Origin of the sequence: Prosthecobacter fluviatilis, assembly GCF_042655725.1 — a bacterium.
In the GTDB taxonomy this organism is placed as follows: domain Bacteria; phylum Verrucomicrobiota; class Verrucomicrobiia; order Verrucomicrobiales; family Verrucomicrobiaceae; genus Prosthecobacter; species Prosthecobacter fluviatilis.
In genome coordinates this window covers 421,342-441,172 of the sequence record NZ_JBHSMQ010000002.1, presented here as the reverse complement: position 1 = coordinate 441,172, position 19,831 = coordinate 421,342, and the positions used below count along the sequence as shown (strand labels likewise).

Below are 19,831 nucleotides of genomic sequence, written 5' to 3'. Positions count from 1 at the left end.
CAATTTGGTGCGTACTTTCCGCCCACCATGTTGCCCCGCATTTTATCCACGCTCGCCTTTGCCTTTTTGCTCAACACCGCCAGCGCCGCGCCTCAGTGGATCTGGCTGTCCAAGAATGGCGATAAAGATCCCCAGGTCACCTTCCGTTACCGCTTTGAGGTGCCGCACAACGCGCACTTCGCCACCTTGGAGCTGACCTGCGACAACGGCGCAGACGCCATCCTCAATGGTAAAAAAGTTCTTACCAATCCCGACTGGCAGGAGCCCACCAAAGCGGACATCAGCAAGGACATCAAGCGCGGCGAGCAGAACGAAATCATCGTCAATGCCCGCAACAAAGGTGGCCTCGCCGCCCTCATCGCACGCCTCACCATCAAGCTGCCCAACAACCAGGAGAAAGTGCTCGTCGAAACGAACGACAAGTGGGAGGCCGCCAAGACCGGCACAGAAGCCTGGCAGCCCGCCTTGGTGATCAACGACTACGGCAAAGGCCCTTGGGGACTCGCGCTCGATGGCAAATCCAGAGGTGGAAACAGCGGCCCCGCCGAGAGCATTGCCGCCTCCGAAGTCACTGTGCCAAAAGGCTTCAAGGTGGAGAAGCTCTACAATGTGCCCAAGGACCAGGAAGGCTCCTGGGTGGCCCTCACCGTGGACCCCAAAGGCCGCCTCATCGCCTGCGACCAGTATGGCTCCATCTACCGCATGAGCGTCCCCGCCATCGGCAAGACTGAAAACCTCAAGCCCGAAAAGCTCTCCGTCCAGCTTGGCAAAGCCCACGGCCTCCTCGCCGCCTTCGACAGCCTCTACGTCATGGTCAACGAAGACGGCAAAAACAACGGCCTCTACCGCGTGCAGGACTCCGACGGCGACGACCAGTACGACAAGATCACCAAGCTCCACACCATGGCTGGCGGCGGCGAGCACGGCCTGCATAGCATGACCGTCAGCCCCGATGGCAAGCGCATCTTCTTCAACTGCGGCAACCACACCAAGCTGCCCGAAGGCCTTCAGGACAGCCGCCCCGCCAAGATCTGGGGAGAAGACCACATCCTGCCCCGCTTCTGGGACGCCAATGGCCACGCCCGCGGCATCCACGCCCCCGGCGGCTACATCTGCAGCATGAATCCCGACGGCAGCGGCCTCGAGCTCTTCTGCTACGGCTTCCGCAATGAGTTCGACATCTGCTTCAATGACCAGGGCCAGCTCTTCACTTACGATGCGGACATGGAGTGGGACATCGGCTCCCCCTGGTATCGCCCCACCCGCGTGAACCACTGCGTCAGCGGTGCTGACTACGGCTGGCGCAGCGGCAGCGGCAAATGGCCCAACTACTATCCCGACTCCCTCCCCACCACGCTCGACATCGGCCCCGGCAGCCCCACCGGTGTCGTGGCTGGCACAGGTGCCAAATTCCCCGCCAAGTACCAGCACGCCATCTTCATCAATGACTGGACCTACGGCACCATGTGGGCCATCCACCTGCAGCCCAAAGGCGCCAGCTACGCCGCCACTAAGGAGGAGTTCGTCTTCGGCAAACCCCTGCCTCTCACAGACGTCGTCATCCACCCGCAGGACGGAGCCATGTACTTCGCCGTCGGCGGCCGCAAGTCCCAGTCCGGCGTCTATCGCGTGACCTATGTCGGCGAGGAGTCCACCGCTCCCGCCAAGGCTCAGCCTCTTGGGGCGGAGTTCACACTTCGTGCCTCTCTGGAGGCCTACCACACCGGCAAGGTGGATGCCGCAGCCGCGCTGCAGGACGCCTGGAAAAACCTCAGCCACAGCGACCGCCACATTCGCTATGCCGCCCGCGTCGCCATCGAAAAACTGCCCGTGGAGCTCTGGAAGCAGAAAGTCCTCTCTGAAACAAACCCCACCGCCTTGATCGAAGGCCTCATCGCCCTCGCACGTGTCACCGGAGCCAAGACCTCCAACGAAGGCGGCAGGCCCGCTGCCAAGCCTACCGGCACCTCCTCCGAGCCCATCGGCTACGTCTCCTCTGAAAACGCCGAGCTCGAAGGCCTCATGCTCCTTTCTCTCGGCAAGCTCGCCGGTGCCCAGCTCCCGCTCGACCAGCAGCTCGCCGCATTGCGCGCCCTGGAGCTCATCCTCATCCGCCTTGGCAAACCCGACGCCGACGTCTGCTCCAAGATCGCCCTGGCGCTCGATGCCCTTTATCCGGCGGAGGATCCCTACATCAACCGCGAGCTCTGCCAGATCCTCGTCGCCATCGACTCCCCCACCGTCGTCTCCAAGACCCTCGCCATCATGGCCACCACCAAGGACGACTTCCAGGAGGTCACCACAGACGCCGTCCTCAGCCGCAATGACGGCTACGCCAATGCCGCCCGTGCCGCCGCTGGCAGCCGCCCCAATGCCCAGCAGATCAGCTACATGGTCGCGCTGCGCAACGCCACCGCAGGCTGGACACCCGAGCACCGCCAGACCTTCTTCTCCTGGTTCCCACACGCCCGCACCTGGAAGGGCGGCAACAGCTTCAAGGGCTTCATCGAAAACATCCGCAAGGACGCCATGGCCACCTTTGTGCCCAAGGAGGAGGTCGCCTCTCTCGAAGCCCTCAGCAGCAAGGTCGAGGCCAGCACCTCCATCCCCAACTACGTGGCCCCCAAAGGCCCCGGCAAAAACTGGACCGTCGATGAAGTCGCCACCCTCACCGCAGGCGGCCTCAAAGGGCGCGACTTCGCCAACGGCGAGGCCATGTACCGCAGCATCATGTGCGCGACCTGCCACCGCTTCAATGGAGACGGCGGCAGCATCGGCCCCGACCTCACCGGCGCGGGCAACCGCTACACCATGCGCGACCTCATGGAAAACATCGTCGACCCCAGCAAGGTCATCTCCGACCAGTACGACAGCCACGAGATCACCAAGAAGGACGGCACCGTCATCGTCGGCCGCATCGTCGTCGAAGAAAACGGCAAAGTCTTCATTATGACCAACCCCTTCGCCCCCAACGACCACATGGCCATCAATGAAAGCGACATCGCCAAAAAAGGCACCCGCAAAGTCAGCATGATGCCCCCCGGCCTCATCAACACCCTCAACCAGGACGAACTCCTCAACCTCATCGCCTACCTCATGAGCGGCGGGAATGCGAAGGACAAGGCGTTTCAGAAGTAGTCCAATTGTGCCGCAACTGGATCCACGGAAGGCCGGCGCTTTGCCGGCCTTCTTTTTTCCTCTGTTCAAGCCAAAACAACGCTGGTAGGAGGACCTGCATATGCAGATCTTTTTCACGCAAAGCATTGCTGTCCTATGTTCACAGGCTCCGGAACTGGGCTCGCTGCGCCATCTTTTTGAGCTACAGGGCTTCGGCATTGCGACGGATGAAGACGCCACCGAATGGCCGGAGATGCAAGGTGCCGGCTTCACGCTAAAAGCCGGCCTTGAAAGCAAGGCGTCCGTTTCGGTGGACATCTGCAACTTCACCTGGCCAGATGACATGGGTGCCGGTGAAAAGCCGACACTGCTGGCTTCTGCCCACGCTTTGGGCGCCTTTGGCCCATTCGTTCAGCCCGGCGCATTTGCACGCGCGCTCCAGGCCCCCGGCTACAGAGCCGGAGCCATGATGGCGCATGAGCATCGGGCTTTTGTGCGCTTTCGGGTGAGCCACTTTTTCAACACCGCTGCAGGGGCTGATGCCGAAGAGCCCCGACAAGCGCAGCCTGATAATGCTCAACCCGTGCAGGAGCTTGCGTTTCTGGTGCGTGCCGCCGCTGCGCTCTCCGAACTGCAGGAGGCGGTGGCCTACTTCAACCCGAACTGCGAACTGCTTCTGCCAATGGAAGGGCTGAGTGAGCTTGTAAGCAACGCCTTGGAGCACAAGACTTGCCCAGTGGAGGCCATCGTGCGCCTGCGGGGATGCCCGGTCGAAGAAAGTTGGTCGTTTGTGGATTCCATCGGCATGGCACAGCTTGGGCTCTGCGACCACGAGTTTGCATGGGATGACCCCGCAAACACCCGCACTGAGCAGATCCACTTCCTGGTGGACCTGTTGCACTACCAGGCAGACAATGCCGTGGAGTTCAAAAACAGGCATACCACGGACGGACCGCATGAAAGGCTGTGGCGTGCGGAGGAACGCGAAAACTCCTGCATGGAACCAGACCGCAAGGTGCTGCACTGGACCGTGGAAGGAGCGGCAGCAGAGCCCGATGTACTTGCAACGAAGGCACCTGCTGAAACATCCAACCGCCCATCTGAAAATGAGATAACGCCGGAGTTCAATGCCGCGCTGTCCAAGATAGAGGCATGGCAGCCGATGAAGGAAAGCATCCGTGCACGCGCCGTGAACTGGCTGCTTTCTCCGGCTTTTCGCACCGTGTACTATGATGATGCCCATGTGCCCTTTGCGATGAAGGTGGCGCTGGAAAAGGAGATGTCCCGAAAGATGGCCCTGGAAACATGGGAGAAGCTTCAATACCTGGGGCAGCAGACTCCGGAACTCTGGGAGCAGTATCAGCAGCTGGCCACCCGCGGCCAAGTCTGGTTTGCCGTGCCGCTCATGACAAACCCAGCCTTCAAGACAGAAAGTCATGCCCTGCTGCCCTGCGGCGTCATTGTGGCCACCGAACAAACCAGCTCGGACATCCTGCGGGCCGGGATCTTTGGCATGGTGGCCTACGACCTCTACACGGGAGAGGGTGATGCTAAAAAATTTCCAGGTACGGCGCGCATCATGTCTGACGACAGCTACCGCCTGTTTTACCGGGAAGCCTTTCCCCTGAGTGAAACCCAAGGCAGCCAATTCATCCTGCTCTGCCTGCTCTTGCGCAAATCGTGGATGCCGCCAGAGGACGTACCTTTCATTCCCCTCCTCGCGATACCCGGGCCTCATGGGGCCGTGGTGCAGATCCCGTGGCATATCGCCGCTGGAACGCCACCGCTTCCAGGTTCGGTGGAGCCGGGGCGTTTTGCGGAGATTGCCGCATTTGACCGGATGGCAGATCAAATGCTGGAAGAGGAGCGGAAGAAAAACCAAGGCTGTGGCGGGCTCCTGCGCAAGTGCTGGACGATCATCTATTACATTTGTCTCGCGGTGTTTCTGCTGAGCATCCTTTCCGCTTTGATAGTGAACATTTTTGAAAAGCTCTCCGGCTCTAAAAAAGCATCTGAACCACAAAAGAAGACGCCGCCAGCCGTATACTCCAGTCCCAAGTGAGCCCTGCTATGCATCGTATCCCCGCCCTTCTCTCCCTGTTTCCCTTCCTGATCACAGCTGCGGAGCCTGCCAAAGAAAAGCCCTTCACCCCCGGCGGCATCTACCGCGAAGGCGACATGCAACGCCCACGCCCCACCGTGATCACACCGCCCGCAGCGACCACCGCACCCAGCGACGCCGTGGTGCTCTTTGACGGCACAGACCTCTCCAAGTTCATCCGCAAGCCACGCAATGGCGACCCGGATCAGAGCGATGTCCCCAATTGGAAAATCGAAAACGGCTACGCGGAAATCAAACCCAAGGGCGGTGACATCGAAATCCGCGACAAATTCGGCTCCTGCCAGATCCACCTCGAATGGGCCACACCCGCCGAAGTCGTGGGCAAGAGCCAGGGCCGTGGCAATAGCGGCGTGCTCCTCCACGGCTGGGGAGAGGTGCAGGTGCTCGACTCATACGAAAACGACACCTACCCCGACGGCCAGGCCGGGGCCATCTACCATAAGTATCCACCGCTGGTGAATGCCTGCCGCAAGCCCGGCGAATGGCAGAGCTATGACATCATCTGCGAATGCGCAAAACTCGATGACAAAGGTGCCGTGCTCCAGCCCGCCCGCATCACCGTGCTGCAAAACGGCATCATCGTTCAGCACGCCGCACCGCTGGAAACCAAGATGCAGGAGGTCGTCTTCGCCCTGCAGGATCACCACAATCCGACCCGCTACCGCAACATCTGGGTGCGTCCCCTGCACCGCTATGATGAGAACGCGAAGTAACCAAGACTGGAGTATGAATCGGCGCGACAGCGTCCTGGAGTGCGCCGGTCCTCCGGTGCTTTTGAGCGTCTCAAAGCCTGCGAAAAGCTCCAGAGGGTTGGAGCACTCCAAAACGCTGACGCGCTGATCAACTCTCTGCAGCCCCCCGCCTACTTCTTCGCCACCGCAGGCTTGCGCATCTTCTCCGTTGCCAGCTTGTGAGTTTCCTCGCCGATCCAAAGGTCGGTGCAAACTGAAGCCTTGCCAGGCAGTTCAGCGGTGCGGTTGAAGAGCAGGACGTCTCCTTCTTTCAAATCGGCCAGCTTCACCTGCTGGTCCGCCTTCCACACGCGGGTGGCGTCATTCACCATGAGGATGCGGCTTCCGATGTCCTGCGGGCGCTGCATGTCGCCGTTGTAGTCCTTCACCAGCGGAAGCTGCCAAGCGACGTGGATGCGGTTGCCGTGAATGGCGGTGACGCGCGCGGTGATGGCGTTCGCACTGGCATGACTGAAGTCATCGCTGATGAAGCTCACGCGGTTAAAAGCCCCCGTCGCATCCTGATACAGGTGGAAGCGGTAGCGCTGCCCGGTGGGCAGCTGGGCAAACTGTGGATCAGCCCCCAGGTATTTGAGAGTGTGGTTCTTGATGAGCGTGAAGTTCACCGCCTCGCCCGTCAGCTCAGCCATGAATTTACCGCTGCCGGTCTTTGCATCAGCCTGCACCAGTTCGCCAAACACCACGTGCTCGGAAAAAGGCGGCGGCTTCACATCATCCTTGAGCTGATACCACGGCAGATGCGCATTGCTGAATTCTGTCCGGAAGGGAAACTGCTCTGGATACTCCTTTGCCACGTTCTCGACCAGCTCCTGGTTCAGCATGTGCCCAAAGCCGTAACCCATCAGGCTCTCGCCATAAAACTGATCCTGCACTTTCCATCCCGTCAGGAAAACGCGTACCACACGCCCGCGGCGAAAGCCCTCCAGCATGTTGCTCACCTTCACCGTGACCTGCACTCCGCTGCTGCCAAAGTATTCGGTGGGCACCTTGTTCACTTCCGTGATGGAGCAGCCTTCGCCGTCCACACCCGGATTCCAAGTGCGCAACTCGTCATTTGCCACGCAGAGCTTGCCGCCTTTTCCCACAGCCAGCAGTTCGCCATAGGCGGCCTGAAAAGCAGCCGGATCACCGCTGAAGAAAGTCACCGTGACGATGTTCCCCTCTGTCTTGTCGATCCAACCCGCCACGCCACGCTTCTCGGTAAACTCGCGAAATTTCTTCAGCTGTGCCGCATCCGCAGCCTGGCCGTCATCAGTAGTGACCAGCCTCGTCATCTTTCCTTCCGCATCCGGCAGCATCACAAAGGTCAGCTTAGTCCCCAGCGGCACCTCGCGCAGATCAGCCTCGGCACCGTGATACTTCATGATCGCATATGGCGGCATGCTGAAGCTCATCAGCTTGCCATCATCGGCGCGAAACTCCCCGCTGCGACGGATGAAATCCAGGCTGACAAGCTCGCCGTGAATGCGTCTGGCATCCTTGAGTGAGGGGAAGCCCGCCACATCAGCAGCAGCCATAGACAGGGCGGAGGCAAGAAAAAAGGCGCAGAGGATTCGCATGAGGTGTCGGTTAAAGCAGGGTCACTTAAATTTCACATCCACCTTCGGCAGCAGCGCCTTGATCTTGGCCTGCGTCTCTTCCGGGTAGCCCTTCTGACGGTCGATAATCTTGAGCTCCTTGAGAAAGGCAAAACCCTGCAGCAGCGGCAGACGCTCATCAGGCATGGCCGGACTGCCAAGCTCAAGGGATTCGAGCTGTGTCATCGTCGCCAGCACCTTGAGATCATCATCAGTGGTGGTCTTGCAATTCGTCAGCGTCAGCCGCTTCAGCGTCTTGATCTCCTTGATGATCGGCAGCGACTCCGATTTATCGAACCCTTCGCCCAGTTGTAGGTAATCAAGCGGCAGGGCCGTGATGTTCTTCAGCGCCGCAGGAGTGGCATGCGCGCCCAGCTCAAGCCCCTTGAGCTTCGTCAGCTTCGCCAGATTCGGAGCCCCTGCATCCGTAAACTTCGCATGCGCCAGGCTGATGCTTTCCAGATTCGGCAGATGATCGCACAGCTCCTTCAGCCCCTCGTCATCAATGCTGCTGCCACGGTGGCTCACTTTAACGAGTTTGGTAAAGCCCTCAAACTTCGCATAGGCACGCCCGGTGATTTTGGTGCCCACAAACGAAAACGATTCAAGATTCTTCAACCCCGCGAGCTGCACCATCCCCGCATCTGTCAGCGAGCCATTGTTGGTAAAGCGCAACACCTTGAGATTCGTCAGCTTCGCAATGTGTGGCATCCACTCATCATTGAACTTCGTGGCAATGATATTCAGCGACTCCAGGGTGCTGATATGCCCCAGATGCTCAAAGAAGGCCGCGTCATACGGGTCCTCCTTGCGGTGGTCATGCGGCCCGGTGTTTGGCACCGCCAGATCCACCAGCTTCAGACTCTGGCCGTCTTCGGTCTTTTCGACCTTGCCTTTCGCCCCTTCCACAATTTTGGCAACGGCTTCGGCATGCGGGTCCATTGCCAAGGCGGACGTGCCGATGGCAAACGAGAGGAGAGTGATCAATGACAGGGTTGGTTTCATAAAAAAGATTGGTCGAAAGGAATGAAGCAGCGGCACAGAATCACACGATTTCACTGACGGGCCCGAGACTGTCCACGAAGGTCTCCGCGTTGACCTCCATCTTATGCAGCATGGTCAGCATCACGTTGCTCAGGCGGGCCTTGCCGTCCTTGGGCTTGCCGCACAGGCTGCGCCACTCGTCGTAGCTCAGAGTGTAGTCTTCTTTGAGGTGCGGCCGGTTGTAGTCGATGTGCTGGCCGTGCTTGAGCCCGAGTCCCTTGCCGCCTGCCAGCAGAATGGGCAGGTTGCTGTTGCAGTGGCTGTGGCCGTAGCTCATGCCGCTGCCAAAAAGCACCATCGTGCGGTCAAGCAGCGCCTCGTCGCCGTCCTTCACAGCACGCAGCTCATCCAGGAAATGCGCAAACTGCTGCATGATGAAGGCATCGCTCTTTGCCAGCCGGTCCAGCACCACTGGGTCGCCGTTGTGATGGGAGAGATTGTGCCGCGCCTGAGTGATCTGGATTTCAGGAATCGCCAGCCCGTTGCCTTCGCTGCCGTTCATGTAGGTCACCACGCGAGTCATGTCCGTTCGCAGCACCAGCACGATGATGTCAAACATCGTCCGCCAGTATTCCCCGGCCTGGGCCTTGGGCACATCGCGCTGAAATGGTGCCGCCAGATTCTTCTCCACCACCGGCTTTGGAATGTCCAGCCACGCATCCAGCCGCTCGGCGCGCTGCTCCACATCGCGCACAGCGTGCATGTATTCATCCAGCTTGGTGCGGTCATCCGTGCCCAGCGCCAGCCGCAGCGACTTCGCATCATCCAGCACCGCATCCAGCACGCTGCGCCGCTTGGTCAGGCGTGCGCGCTGCGCACCGACGCCTCCGGGCTCCTCGCCAAACAGGCGGTTGAAAATGATCTTCGGATTGTCATCCGCCGGCAGCGGCACGCCATCTCGCGAGAACGCCAGCGTGTTCGAGTTAAACGGCTGGCCCGTGCCCGTGGAAATGGAAAGCTCCAGCGAGTTGAATCGCGTCTGCTGTCCTACCACCTCCGCCATCATCTGGTCGCACGAGATCGTATTCTCGTATTTGCGCCCGCCCTGCGCATCGATCTTCGCCCCCGTGAGCCACGTATCGGCACACACATGTGCCTGCCCTAGGCCGTTCGGATGATGCAGCCCGCTGAACACCGTGAAGTCCTCCTGATGCTTCGCCAGCGGCTTCAGCGAAGGCGAAAGCTCATAGCCGCGCCCTGACTTCGTACACTGCCATGTCATTCCGTTCACCCCGTTCGGGATGTACACAAACACACTGCGCCGCGGCTTTGCGGTCGCCGCTGCGCTGGCGCGTAGAGGCACCATCGCATCCAGCAAAGGCAGCGCCATGGTGGTGCCGAGGCCGCGCAGGAAATGACGGCGGTTAAGGAGCCAGCGTTGGGATTGGATGTTGCTCATGGCGGTGTCGGTTTAGCGTTTCAAAAACAGCGGACTGGAGACAAGTGTTTCAATCAGGGACGCGAGCTTGTAATCGCCCGCTTTCAATTCCTCCACGATGCGCTTCAGTTCATCGCGGTCTGAGAAGGTCATGCCCCGGCGCAGCGCATAGGTCGCCAGTTTTTCGGTCACGGCGGCGGCAAATTTGTCAAGATCATCCAGCAGCAGATGTTTCAGGGCCACCGAGTCGGCAAACGTACGCCCATCGGGCAGCACCCCGCTCGGGTCCAGCGCGGGATTGTCCCCCACTCCGTCCTTGATTGTCTCCACCGTCCGCCAGCGGCCAATCGCGTCGTAGTTGTCAAAGGCGATGCCCAGCGGGTCGATCTTGTTGTGGCAGGCGGTGCAGTTCGGGTCGGAGCGGTGCAGCTCCAGCTTCTCGCGCACGGTCGTTTTTTTGGCCTTTGCATCCGGCGTGCTCAGCGCGGGCACGTTGGCAGGCGGCGGTGGCGGCGGCCTGCCGATGATCGACTCCAGCATCCACACTCCGCGATGCACCGGCCGGTGCCTCGTACCGTCAGAGGTCAGGCTCAGCACTGAAGCCTGCGTCAGAAGCCCGCCACGGTGATGCTCCGGCTTGAGCGCAATGCGCTGCAGTTGATCCCCGCGCACGCCCTCGATGCCGTAGTGCATGGCTAGGCGCTCGTTCATCATCGTCCAGTCAGAGTCCAGAAAATCACGCAGGCTGCCGTTGCGCTTCAGCACCTCGCCAAAGAAGCCCAGCGTCTCGGCCACCATGCTCTGCTCCAGGTTCTCATCGTAGTCAGGATACAGCTCCTTGTCCGGCGGAAACATGCCCACCTTGCGCAGCTGCAGCCACTGCCGTGGAAAGCTTTCCGCAAACGCCTCCGCCTTGCCATCGGCCAGCATGCGCTTCGCTTCGGCACGCAGCGTCTTCGCATCGCGCAGGCTTCCTTTCGCCGCCAGATCCAGCAGGCGCTGGTCCGGCGCTGAACTCCACAAAAAATACGAAAGGCGGGACGCCATCTCATAGTCGCTCAGCTTGGGCGCTGCCTTCGCTGCATCTCCTTCTTCCAGATACAGAAAGCTCTTCGCACACAGCACGGCGATCAGGCCGTTCTTCACCGCCACCTCAAAAGGATCTCCCAGCTCCAGCGACTTCTGCACCGGCTGCATCAGCCGCTCGATCTCCCTCGCCTGCACCGGCCGCCTCCACGCACGTGTGGCAAACTGCGTCAAAATCTCGCGCGCATCCTTGCTCACAAAAATCTTCTGGTGCGCCTTTGTCGGCCATGAATCCACGATCGGCCCGTCCCACTCCACCTTGTCAATGATCAGCGTCGGCTGGATCGGTTTGAAATCATCGTCCGTCAGCTTGAGCTGCCACGGCACACGGCTGCGCGTCGTGGTAAAAGCATTCGGCGTGCCGCTGTGGCGCGAGCGCCGCCCCTCCGGATTCGGCCCCGGCACCGAGTTGATGATCCGCACCGGATACTTGCCCGCCACCAGATGCACTCGTGCCTCCACCGTGATGGGCTTGTCCTCCGGCGCATCCACATCCTGTTCGATCAGTGTGGTGTTGATGCTCGACAGATACACCTTCAGGCGCGGCGCCCGCCCGCCCTCAGGCCGCAGACCGCTCAGCTTCAGCCGCAGGATGTAGTCGCCCGTGGTCTTAATCTCGATATTCCACGAGTCCGTCGTGTAGTTACGCGGCACGATCTCGATGCGCACTTTGTCCGCAATTCCGCGCGCCTCGTACTCCTCTTTGAAGCCCTTCCACCGCATGTCAAAGGCCTCCCAGCGGATCACCTCACGCTTTGGCTCCGGCCGGATGGAGAGCGCCTCGTCCAGGATGGCATCCGCTGCGCTCAGATATTTCTCCACATGCGCCGGCGAGAGCGTCAGCACCGAGCCAATGCGCTCAAATCCCTTCCAGTCCGGATCTTCCGGCAGTCCACTCGGCGCTTTCACATCAAAGTTCACACCCAGCAGATCGCGGATCGTGTTGGCATACTCATCACGCGTCAGCTTGCGAAAGGCCACACGCTCACCCGCCGACGACTGGCGCACTGTTTCCGCCTCACGAAGCTGCTGCAGGATCCAGTCGGACACAGCAGAAATCTGCTCCGGCTTCGGCCTCGCCTCATCCTCCGGCGGCATGTCGCCAGAGTTGATGCGGCTCATGATCTCCTCCCAGTGCCCCATGATCTTCGGCGACTGTAGATCCACGATCAGGTTGTCCACCCGCAGGTCGCCCTTCTGCTTTTTCGCATCATGGCAGCGGTTGCAGTGCTGCTCAAAAAAAGGTCTCACCAGACCGGCGAGGTCACGCGATTCAGCACCCACGGTGGCGTGGGCGGCCATCAGGGTGGAGGCAGTCAGTGCAGGGAGCAGAAAGCGGGTCATTGATGTTTTGTTCAAACGCTAGCCGCTTCCGTTTTATGCGCCCTCCCCGAATCTTCGGGGGCCGCGGCTTTGGCAGAACAAACTGGCAGCACCCCGCAGCCCCCGCTAGGCTTGCACACCATGTGGCCTCATCTCCATCCATGCCTGGCTTTTCTCCTGCTCTGGAGCGGGCTGGCTTGCGCGGATGTCCCGGCATGGATTCCCGGCATGCGCGCCCTGGCCACAGAGCAGCACACCTTGCAGGAAAAGCTCGCTTCCATGCCTCCTGCCCCCGAGGTCCAGCTCACCCAGCGTCTCGGCTGGCACAGCGACTACTCATCCTCTCCGGACACCGCCGAGTGGGTGGAGCTCAATCTCGGCCAGGCGCAAAAAATCGACTCCGTCGTTCTCATCGCCCCTCCGCCCAATGGCGCATCCGTGGGCCAAGGCTACGGCTTTCCTCGGCGCTTCTACGTCGAGCTACTTGAAGAGGGAGAGGACAATGAGCGCACCATCATCGCGGACCACACCGGTGCCGATTTCCCCAATCCCGGCCTCCTTCCAGTGGTCATCCCCGCAGGCGGACGCATGGCACAAAAGGTGCGCATCACCGCCACGCGGCTCTACACCACAGGCAGCCGCTGTTTCTTTGCTCTGGGTGAGGTCATGCTCCTGCAGGATGGTCAGAATCTCGGCGCAAGGCTGGAGGCCATCGGCCCGGCCGCCGTTCGTGCCAGCAGCAGCCAGGGCACACGGCCGGACTGGGGCCGCATCAATCTCGTGGACGGCCACACCGTCCTCGGCCCGCCCGTGGGCACACGCTCCAGCCCTACGCTCGGCTTCCGCAGCATTCCAACCAGCGAGGGCCGCCCATACTCAAATCCCTGGGTGGAGGTGGATCTCGGCACCGTGCAGCCCATCGACGAGATTTGCTTCTTCCCTGCACACCCGCCACAGTTCGCCCACAGCCACGGCTACGGCTTTCCTGTCCGTTACCAGATCGAGCTGCGCGAAGACGAAAATGACGAGCCTCGCATCCTTCCCGCACCTCAGTCCGGCAGTTACGATGCCCTGCCCGGAGACAACGTCGTCACCATCGTCGGTGCCCACCGCGCACGCTTCGTTCGCCTCCAGGTGCTCGCTCCGCATGTGAGCAATGGCTCCGTCGTCCTCGCCATGGCGGAGATGCAGGTTTGGTCCGCAGGAAAAAACATTGCCCTTGGCTGCGATGTCACTTCCCCCGACTCCACCGAGCGTGACGGCTGGTCCCGCAAAGCCCTCGTGGACGGCTATGCCAGCAGCGCAGACATCGCTGACTGGCCCGGCTGGCTGACCGCCCTGTCTCAGCGGCGCGAGCTGCAGCATCAGCTCGGCTTGATCGCGCAAAAAAGCCTGGCCATCCATCAGCACTGGCAGCGCATCGCGCTGGTGATCTTCATCGGGCTCATCGTGGCCGGTGGCATCACTTTTCTGCTATGGCTTCGTCATCAGCGGCTCGCCAGGCGTCAGGAAATCGAGCGCCTGCGCATACGCATCGCCCAGGATCTGCACGACGAGATCGGCAGCAGCCTCGGTAGTATCGCCCTCATCGCCCAGGACCTTCTCACCACCTCCCCGGACACTCCCCACGCACGCTCAGATCTGGCCGAGATCAAAGACATCGCCGACGAAACCGTGGACGCCATGCGCGACATCACCCGCCTCATGCAGAGCGAGCGCTACGGCACCGATGACCTGACCGTTCTGATGCGCGAAACCGCTGACCGCATGCTGCGCAGCCACAGGCACACCATCCGCATTGACGCCCAAGCGGAGACACGCCGCCTCCCCATCGACCGCCAGCGCGATCTCATGCTGATGTTCAAGGAGGCCCTGCACAACATCACCCGCCATGCCAGAGCCACCGAGGTTCACATCTCACTCACTCAGACTCAAAACAACCTCGTCCTCGCCATCCAGGACAACGGCCAGGGCTTCGACCCCGCCACCGTCACCGCAGGCATGGGCCTCTCAAACATGAAGCGCCGCGCCACCAAACACGGCGGCTCCACCGAAATCCACTCCTCCCCCCAAGGCACCACTCTGACCCTGACTTTGCCGCTGATTGGATAAACTAAATTAGCCTGCCCCCTCTTGCCTCATGAGTCCGCCGCTCCAGCCCTCCCCAACCATCGCTGCCATCCGCCTTCGACCTGGCATGTACATTGGGGACACAGGCCCACGCGGCATAGCTCATCTAGTGAATGAACTGGTGGCCAATGGGCTGGACCAATACCTTGCAGGACAGGCCAGCAGAATCGACATCACCCATCGAGGTTCATCTATCTGTGTTTCTGATGACGGTGCAGGGCTGCCTTACGATGTCCCAGGCACGGAGGAAAAAACGCTGGCGGAAACCTTCTTCACCGAGCTACATGACACACCGACAGCAGATGGGCATAGCCCGCACGTCCATCTCAATCCAGGCGGAGTCGGCTTGATTGTCATGACTGCTTTATCCAGCAAGGTCGAGGTTGTTTCACATCGTGCCGGATTTCGTTGGCAGCAGCGTTTCGAAAATGGCTGCGCTGTATCCAGTCCACGAAAGACCGTTTCCTCTGATCGCGGGACAAGCATCACTTTTGCACCGGATGAGACTGTGCTGTCCGCAAACACGCCATCGTGGCCCCTGATACGACGCAAGTTCTTCGAAACCGCTCATCTCTTCCCCGGTGTTATCTTGGGACTCCAGCGGGAAACTTTCCATGCACAAGGTGGCCTTCTCGATCTCGTAAAATTTTTCTCGTGCAAAGACGACACCTTGCTCTCCACAGCGGATCAGCCATCGCTACAAGTCGATTTTGAGATGGATGGTATCCACATCAATGCAGCCGCATATGGCACCGCCAAAACATGCCAATGGCTCTCCTGGTGCAATGGCCTGTCCACCTCTCAACATGGCACTCATGTCGCAGGCTTCAAAGATGCCCTCCGCTCTGTCGCTTGGACTCCTGCGGCAGCCATGATTCACGTCTTGATGAAGCAGCCCGCATTCAACGCCCCCACCAAATCATCTTTAGCCACCAAGCACGTGCAAAAGGTGGTCCGCAACGCCATACGCGATCAATTGACAAAGAACAGACCGGCCTGACGTCCATGCCCGCCCCCATCCACATCTGGCTCATCGAAGACCATAAAACCTACGGCGAGCGCCTCATGCGCGCCCTCAACCGCCTCGACGGCATGCAGTGCACCCAGCGCTTCACCGCATGCGAGGACGCATTCGCAGCACTCACCACAGTTGCGCAAAAGCCCGATGTCTTCCTGCTTGATGTGGAGCTGCCCGGCGTCAGTGGCATCGAGGGCATCGCACGCCTCCGCGAGCTCGCACCCCAGGCCTCCATCATCATCCTCACCGTCTTTGAGGACGACGACAAAATCTTCCGCGCCATCTGTGCCGGAGCCTCCGGCTATCTGCTCAAGACCGCCGGCACAGAGGACATCGCCTCCGCCATCCGCAGTGCAGCCTCCGGCGGCTCGCCCATCAATCCCCGCATCGCCCGCCGCGTACTTGAGATGTTCTCAAAAGCCAACGTGCCGCAGAAGGACTACGGCCTCACACCACGTGAGCTGGACATCCTCAAACTGCTCGTGGACGGCAGCACCATCAAGGACGCCGCCGCCCAGCTCGGCATCGGCTACTACACGGCAGACGAGTACATCCGCAGCGTTTACGTCAAGCTCCAGGTCCGCAGCCGCGGCAGCGCCATCGCCAAAGCCGTGAAGGAGGGGCTGGTGTAGGCCCGGAACTTCTTCAATCGTCAGTCCTGCGGCTCAAGGACGCCCAAGCCACCCGTCATTGACGATTGAGCACACCTCCGTCACTTCAAATACGGCCCCACCACTTCCTTCCAAATCACATACCCGTTTGCATTCATGTGCAGCTGGTCCTCCACAAAGATGTCCGGCTTTGGCCTGCCATCGGTCCCGAGCATGTGCGGGTACACATTGATGAACTGCAGCCGCTTGTCGGTCTTCGTGTACTCCTCCACCAGGCGGCTTGCTTCGATCATCTTGTCGATCATGCTCCAGCGCTTCGGATTCGGCGCGTTGGAGATGTAGCAGATGCGGCACTCCGGCAGCGCCGCCCATACCTTGGCCACGAAGGCTTTGAAATCCGCAAACACCCGCTGCGGTGTCTTGCCTGCGGCGATGTCATTGCCCCCCGCATACATCACGACGAGCTTCGGCTTGTACTTGATCACGGTCAGGTGCGCATAGTTGAAGGAGTCAAACACCTCCGAGCCGCCAAAGCCGCGGTTCATCACCGGCAGCCCGGGAAAATCCTCCGCCAGCGTCTTCCACTTCACAATGCTGGAGCTGCCGGTGAAGACGATGGGATGCTCCGGCGGCGCCTTTTCCGCATCCTTCTTCGCAAAGGCCAGAATGTCCTTCTGCCAGCGGATCGCGGAGGTCACGACATCATACCCGGCCTCGCTAAAGTGAAGCTTGTCCTCCACATAAAGCTCGGGGCGGGGCATGCCGTCAGCACCGAGCAGCAGCGTAAAGGTGTCGATGAAGTCCACCCCCTGCCTGGCGCAGGACGCGGCGATGAGCTCATTCGCCTGCTTCACCAGCTCCACCTCGCTCCAGCGTGCGGGTGAGGGAGGAATGGAAATGAAAGAGATCGCTGTCTGAGGCAGCGCCGTGCGCACCTTTGTCACAAAGGCATCAAACGCCCCCAGCACCTCCTCCGGCGTCTTTCCGGCATGGAGGTCGTTACCCCCGGCGTTAAGGTAGATCTGCTTCGGGCGGTATTTGATGACACAGCGGTCGGCAAAAAACACCAAGTCGCTGAGCTGCGACCCGCCAAAGCCCCGGTTGAGCAGCGGCGTTTTCTTGAACCTCTCCGGCAGCGACTGCCAGCGCCGGATGTTAGATGCGCCCACAAACACCGTCACATCCTTGGGCGGAGCTTTCGTGGCGTCCTCCGCCTCAAAAGCCTGGATGGCCTTTTCAAAGCGCGCCGGGTCCGCCGGTTTGAGGGCCAAAGCCCAGGTGGAGCTCAGCAGCAGAAAAAGCAGGGCGAAATGTCGATAATTCATGGCGGCATGGCAAACGTTGTGCGTTGTGAGACTCATGCAACCTTTGCTGACCAGCCTGAAACGCAAATTTGCCCGCAAGCCAGCCGCCCCCGCTCAGACCCGCCGCGTGCCCCTGAGCGACTCCTCCATGCCGGTTTCCTTTGAGATCCATGGAGAGCCCCTTTCCCCTGGTGTCACCCTTTTGGGAGACAGCACGCGTTTCGTCGTCCACTCCCGGCATGCCATCGCCATGGATCTATGCCTCTATGATCCCAAAGACGCCACCCGAGAGACCGCCCGCATCCGCATGGAGCGCACCGAGTGCGATCTCTGGCACGCCACCGTCCGTGGCGTCAGGGCCGGCACCCTCTACGGCTACCGAGCCCATGGTCCCTGGCTGCCTCAGAATGCCATGCGCTTCAATTCCAAAAAGCTCATGCTCGACCCCTATGCCCGCGCCATCCACGGCACACCGGACGAGGCCGAGCACATGCGCACCCTGCCGGACCCTCGACACAGCCTTGGCCGCATCGACAACGGCCCCCACGCCCTGAAATGCGTCGTCGTCGATGAATCCTTCGACTGGTCTGGCGATACCAGACCGCGCATCCCCTGGCAGGACACCGTCATCTGCGAGCTGCATGTGAAGGGTTTCACCCAGACCCACCCTGACGTCCCCGCTGCCCTGCGCGGCACCTACGCAGGTCTCGCCCATCCCTCAGTCACCGCCTACCTGCGCCAGCTCGGCATCACCAGCGTGCAGCTTCTCCCAGTGCACCAGCATCTGGACGATGGCTTTCTCCTCGGCAGAGGCCTCACCAATTACTGGGGCTACAACACCATCGGCTTCTTCGCCCCGCACAATGCCTACGCCGCAGCCAAGGACCCGCAGGAGCAGGTGCGCGAGTTCAAGGCCATGGTCAAAGCCCTGCACGCCGCAGGCATCGAGGTCATCCTGGACGTGGTGTACAATCACACCGCCGAAGGCAACGAGTACGGCCCGTCCCTCATGTTCCGTGGTCTGGATGACCACAGCTACTACCGCCATCACTTCGGCGAAAACGGTGCAGACTATGTCAACGTCACCGGCTGCGGCAATTCGGTGGACTCTGCCAGCCAGCCTGCCCTCCGCCTCATTCTCGACAGCCTGCGCTACTGGGTCACCGAAATGCACGTGGACGGCTTCCGCTTTGACCTCGCCGTCACTGTGGCACGCGATGAAAAAGACGGCTTCAACCGCCAGTCCCCCTTCCTCAGCGCCGTGGCACAGGACCCCGTGCTCTCGCGGGTCAAGCTCATCGCTGAGGCCTGGGACATCTCACGCATGGACAGCTACCAGGTGGGGAATTTCCCCGAGCCCTGGCGTGAGCTCAATGGCAAATACCGCGACACCGTGCGCAGCTGGTGGCGGGGAGATGCCGGTGCCACAGCCGAATTCGCCAAGCGCCTCTGTGGCAGCCAGGACGTCTTTGGCTGGAATCAGCGCACCCCTCTCGCCAGCATCAATTTCCTCACCTCGCACGATGGATTCACCCTGCTCGACCTCGTCAGCTATGCGGACAAGCACAACGAAGCCAACAAGGAGGACAACCGCGATGGAGACAGCAACAACCACAGCTGCAACTGCGGCGTGGAAGGCCCCACCACTGACCCCGCCGTGCTGCAGACCCGCGCCCGCCTCCGCCGTGGCCTCGTCGCCACCATGATGTGTTCCATCGGCGTCCCCTTCCTCATCGCTGGCGACGAACGCGGCCGCACCCAGAAGGGCAACAACAACGCCTACTGTCAGGACAACGACATCAGCTGGATCGACTGGCACGAGTGCGACGAGGAGATGCTCGCCTTCACACGGCAGATGGCCGCCTTCCGCCGCAGCCACGAGGTCTTCCGCCGCAGCACCTACTTCGACGGCAAGCTCAATCCCGCCACCGGCCTGCGCGACGTCCTCTGGCTCGAAAGCGACGGCACCCTGCTGCACCATGAGGAATGGCACCAGGACACCCGCCGCTGCTTTGGCGCACTGATGGGCCCGGTGAATGATTCATCCAGCACGCTCCTGCTGCTCTTCAACAACAGCGCGGAGCCCCAGCCCTTCATTCTCCCCGGAGACGGGAACACTCTCTGGTCACTCGTGTTCGACACCGCCCTCTGCCCCTCCTTCCCGGCCAAATCCCCCCCCGGTCTGGCAGGTGCCCAAAATTACCCGCTGCTAGGCCAGGGAATCGTGTGCCTGAAGTTGGCCGCCGGAGACCGGGAAACGCTGGAGCCAAAGCCCTGAGCCCAGCCAAGCCACCGCAGGAGAGGGATCATCTTGATCCCTTAGCGCTCTGCGTTCACCCACCACTCCTGCCAACCGGGGACCAAGAGCC

12 protein-coding genes are annotated in these 19,831 nt (G+C 60.8%); 7 read left to right on the top strand and 5 right to left on the bottom strand.

Features of this window, described 5'->3' with window-relative positions; translation table 11 throughout:
- The first annotated feature begins 27 nt into the window (after positions 1-27).
- From ACFQDI_RS06755 to ACFQDI_RS06745, 3 genes are all read left to right on the top strand, one after another.
- Complete coding sequence (locus ACFQDI_RS06755; RefSeq protein WP_377164746.1) at positions 28-3,138, top strand: c-type cytochrome; 3,111 nt, start codon at positions 28-30, stop codon at positions 3,136-3,138.
- 100 nt (positions 3,139-3,238) lie between these two features.
- On the top strand, positions 3,239-5,179 hold the full coding sequence (locus tag ACFQDI_RS06750; protein WP_377164744.1) for a DUF4261 domain-containing protein: 1,941 nt from the start codon (positions 3,239-3,241) through the stop codon (positions 5,177-5,179).
- Between the two features lie 8 nt (positions 5,180-5,187).
- Entirely contained in the window at positions 5,188-5,952 is a 765-nt protein-coding gene (locus ACFQDI_RS06745) for a 3-keto-disaccharide hydrolase (RefSeq protein WP_377164742.1), read from the top strand.
- Between the two features lie 149 nt (positions 5,953-6,101).
- Here the strand turns inward: ACFQDI_RS06745 and ACFQDI_RS06740 are convergent, their stop codons facing one another.
- From ACFQDI_RS06740 to ACFQDI_RS06725, 4 genes are read right to left on the bottom strand one after another with little or no spacing between them, the layout of a single operon-like run.
- On the bottom strand, positions 6,102-7,550 hold the full coding sequence (locus ACFQDI_RS06740) for a hypothetical protein (protein ID WP_377164740.1): 1,449 nt from the start codon (positions 7,548-7,550) through the stop codon (positions 6,102-6,104).
- Between the two features lie 21 nt (positions 7,551-7,571).
- Complete coding sequence (locus tag ACFQDI_RS06735) at positions 7,572-8,573, bottom strand: leucine-rich repeat domain-containing protein (protein WP_377164738.1); 1,002 nt, start codon at positions 8,571-8,573, stop codon at positions 7,572-7,574.
- Between the two features lie 40 nt (positions 8,574-8,613).
- Positions 8,614-10,011 carry a DUF1552 domain-containing protein gene (locus ACFQDI_RS06730; protein ID WP_377164736.1) on the bottom strand — a complete coding sequence of 466 codons (1,398 nt, stop codon included), beginning with the start codon at positions 10,009-10,011 and terminating at the stop codon, positions 8,614-8,616.
- A 12-nt stretch (positions 10,012-10,023) separates the two neighbouring features.
- Positions 10,024-12,420 (bottom strand): DUF1592 domain-containing protein, encoded by a 2,397-nt coding sequence (locus ACFQDI_RS06725; protein WP_377164734.1) that lies wholly within the window; start codon positions 12,418-12,420, stop codon positions 10,024-10,026.
- A gap of 120 nt (positions 12,421-12,540) precedes the next feature.
- Between ACFQDI_RS06725 and ACFQDI_RS06720 the strand changes: the two genes are divergently transcribed.
- From ACFQDI_RS06720 to ACFQDI_RS06710, 3 genes are read left to right on the top strand one after another with little or no spacing between them, the layout of a single operon-like run.
- A complete protein-coding gene (locus ACFQDI_RS06720) occupies positions 12,541-14,511 on the top strand; it encodes an ATP-binding protein (RefSeq protein WP_377164732.1) in 1,971 nt (656 codons plus the stop codon).
- A 28-nt stretch (positions 14,512-14,539) separates the two neighbouring features.
- On the top strand, positions 14,540-15,529 hold the full coding sequence (locus ACFQDI_RS06715; protein WP_377164730.1) for a DNA topoisomerase IV subunit B family protein: 990 nt from the start codon (positions 14,540-14,542) through the stop codon (positions 15,527-15,529).
- Between the two features lie 5 nt (positions 15,530-15,534).
- Positions 15,535-16,179, top strand: coding sequence for a response regulator (locus ACFQDI_RS06710; protein WP_377164728.1), 645 nt, complete (start codon positions 15,535-15,537; stop codon positions 16,177-16,179).
- An 80-nt stretch (positions 16,180-16,259) separates the two neighbouring features.
- Here the strand turns inward: ACFQDI_RS06710 and ACFQDI_RS06705 are convergent, their stop codons facing one another.
- Positions 16,260-17,483 (bottom strand): GDSL-type esterase/lipase family protein, encoded by a 1,224-nt coding sequence (locus tag ACFQDI_RS06705; RefSeq protein WP_377164726.1) that lies wholly within the window; start codon positions 17,481-17,483, stop codon positions 16,260-16,262.
- A gap of 34 nt (positions 17,484-17,517) precedes the next feature.
- Between ACFQDI_RS06705 and glgX the strand changes: the two genes are divergently transcribed.
- Positions 17,518-19,740, top strand: a complete 2,223-nt coding sequence (glgX, locus tag ACFQDI_RS06700; protein WP_377164724.1) for a glycogen debranching protein GlgX — start codon at positions 17,518-17,520, stop codon at positions 19,738-19,740.
- Positions 19,741-19,831: the final 91 nt, after the last annotated feature.